Source organism: Rubritalea sp., assembly GCF_051252225.1.
GTDB lineage: Bacteria > Verrucomicrobiota > Verrucomicrobiia > Verrucomicrobiales > Akkermansiaceae > Rubritalea.
In genome coordinates, this window is record NZ_JBPOGE010000043.1 from 1 (window position 1) to 2,316 (window position 2,316).

At 42.4% G+C, this 2,316-nt stretch carries 3 protein-coding genes and 1 pseudogene; all 4 read right to left on the reverse strand.

Going from position 1 to position 2,316, the window contains the following annotated elements:
• Positions 1–219 precede the first annotated feature (219 nt).
• The gene (locus ACSHX2_RS15300; RefSeq protein WP_435693827.1) at positions 220–648 is read right to left on the reverse strand and encodes a hypothetical protein; all 429 of its coding nucleotides are present in this window, start codon (positions 646–648) and stop codon (positions 220–222) included.
• A 148-nt stretch (positions 649–796) separates the two neighbouring features.
• Positions 797–1,201 carry a hypothetical protein gene (locus ACSHX2_RS15305; protein WP_435693828.1) on the reverse strand — a complete coding sequence of 135 codons (405 nt, stop codon included), beginning with the start codon at positions 1,199–1,201 and terminating at the stop codon, positions 797–799.
• Positions 1,202–1,348: 147 nt separating this feature from the next.
• Complete coding sequence (locus tag ACSHX2_RS15310) at positions 1,349–1,621, reverse strand: hypothetical protein (protein WP_435693829.1); 273 nt, start codon at positions 1,619–1,621, stop codon at positions 1,349–1,351.
• Positions 1,622–1,763: 142 nt separating this feature from the next.
• Positions 1,764–2,316 (reverse strand): annotated as a pseudogene (locus ACSHX2_RS15315) (hypothetical protein); the annotation flags it as partial.

Consider the following 2,316-nt stretch of genomic DNA (forward strand, 5'->3'; position numbering starts at 1 on the left):
CTTAACTGCGATCATGGGACTGATTCTCTTTACCTGTGATGACATGGTTTAATTTAGCCTAACGTAAAGCACACCAACCGAGTACTCGACCAGAAAGCTTTGGTTGTGGGTTTAAGGTGTGAATGTAGTGAAAGGTGAGTCGCGCCTAACCGCGGTACGAGGTTGGGTGCAGCGTCTTGTTAGGCAGAGCCAGTTTTAGAGTGTGGATAGCGCTACTGGTTACAAACTTGCACCTATGTTTGCGATTATCAAAATGATCACAGCTACTGTTATACCAATCAATACATACTGCCAAGCTACAGCCATGATTCCCAATGAGATGGCTCCTCCTGACAATCGGATGTGGTCCTTACGAATCCATGATATTGCACCTAGTACGATAGCTAAGAAGCCTAGTGCCATATATGTCAGTTGGATGGCGTCATGTTTCTCTTCGGACGGAATATCTGGAGCTACTGATGGAGTTTCTTCTTTGAGGATCTTATCGTTAATGAGCTTCTTACTTGCTTCAACAGCGAGTTCTTTAAGTGTTGGTTCAGGCTGCTGAATAGGAGCTGATTCTTCAGGGCGAAGGTCGTTCTGAAAAATAGCAATACACAGAGCGATGAGGCCGACCAGGATACCGAATGTACCGAATTTATGTTTCATGATGTAGGTATATTTAGCCTAACGTAAAGCACACCAACCGATGACCGCTCAGCGTGCTTTGACTTTGGCTTGATGTTTGAATTGTCATGACGATTCGACTCTCGGCGGGGAAGAGGTTGGGTGCAGCGTCTTGTTCGACAGAGGCAGTTTAGTTGGCTGAGTAAGTTAATGAAGCCTTAGAATTAGACTTATCCACTAAAAGGTAGCAGCGAGCAGATCCAGCTTCTGATGAACTCCATGAATAGCCAGTGCTACCGATGTGTTCTGGTTCATAGTCTAACTCAGTATACTTGTGCGTAGAGAATTTTCTTCCACTTGTTATGTATCTGAGTGATGAAGGGCTAAAAGTAAGTTCAGCTTCAAAAATATAGTCAGTCCATGCATCTGTATAGGTCTCACCGATGCTGATCGATGGGTGTAGGTAGGGAATACCAAGAGCGCTTCTAACCTGATTGCGTAACGTGAATGGGATATTACCTCCGTACCATGCAATGTAACCAATTAGGCTCACTATAAGCAAGGTATAGATGCGACGTTTGATTTTCTTAGACATGGTAAATTTAGTCGAACGTAAAGCACACCAACCGAAGACTCGGCCTGAAAGCTTTGTTTGTGAGTTTTGAGTTAGAGTGTAGTGAAGATTTTGAAAAGCGTAAACGCGGTCTGAGGTTGGGTGCAGCGTCTTGTTCTGCAAGGCTATTTAGGGTGCGTATTTGAGGCCTGTGAGAACGGTTAGAAGAAGCATAGGAATAAGCATCAGTAGCAATATCCATGAAAGTAGATTTCGAGGAGAAATGAGGACATAAGAGATTCCAGCAAGAAGAAGGATTAAACCTGAGAAATAGTTAATCGATGTATACGAGTTGAACTCTTCTTGTTCGACTAGTGGATACAAAACAATAGGTGTTACGCAAATTGCCACAAAGCTAAGAATTTGAGCGATAATTAGATTCGCTGTGGATTTAGACGGCATAATTTAGCAGAACGTAAAGCACACCAACCGAGTACTCGGCCAGAAAGCTTTGGATTAAGATTTAAGTGTGGATGTAGTGAAAGGTGAGTCGCGCTCAAACGTGGTACGAGGTTGGGTGCAGCGTCTTGTTCTGCAAGGCTATTTAGAGGTCAATACCTGAGGTTATGTCTGATACAATATCTCCGAGAGTATCTAGAATGCTGCCGGAAATATCAATGATATCAATAGGTGCAGCTACGATATCCAAAACACTCCATCCCCCATCACTGCTTTCTTTTTTTACAGTCTTCTCGGTCTGTGTAGATGAAGCAAATATTTTTGAATATTCGCCTTTGTCGAACCAGATAGAATGACTTTCACTACAGTAATCCAATAGTACACCTCTGTACTTGAAGCTTTTCATACTAGAATTGGTGTGTGGTGATGATAGACCGACTTTAGAATTCTTAGTTTGAGGAGATGAAAAATGACCAGTCAGTTGGTCTTCAAGTTTTTTAGCAGCATCTTGTTCAAGTCGTACTGAGAATCCACTGCATTGCTGACAGTACTCAATTTCCAAATTTCCTTTTTTATGAGCTGTAAGCGTAGATTTATCTATGGGGCATTTCATTTTAGCAGAACGTAAAGCACACCAACCGAAGACTCGGCCAGAAAGCTTTGTTTGTGAGTTTAGAGTTTGAGTGTAGTGAAGATTT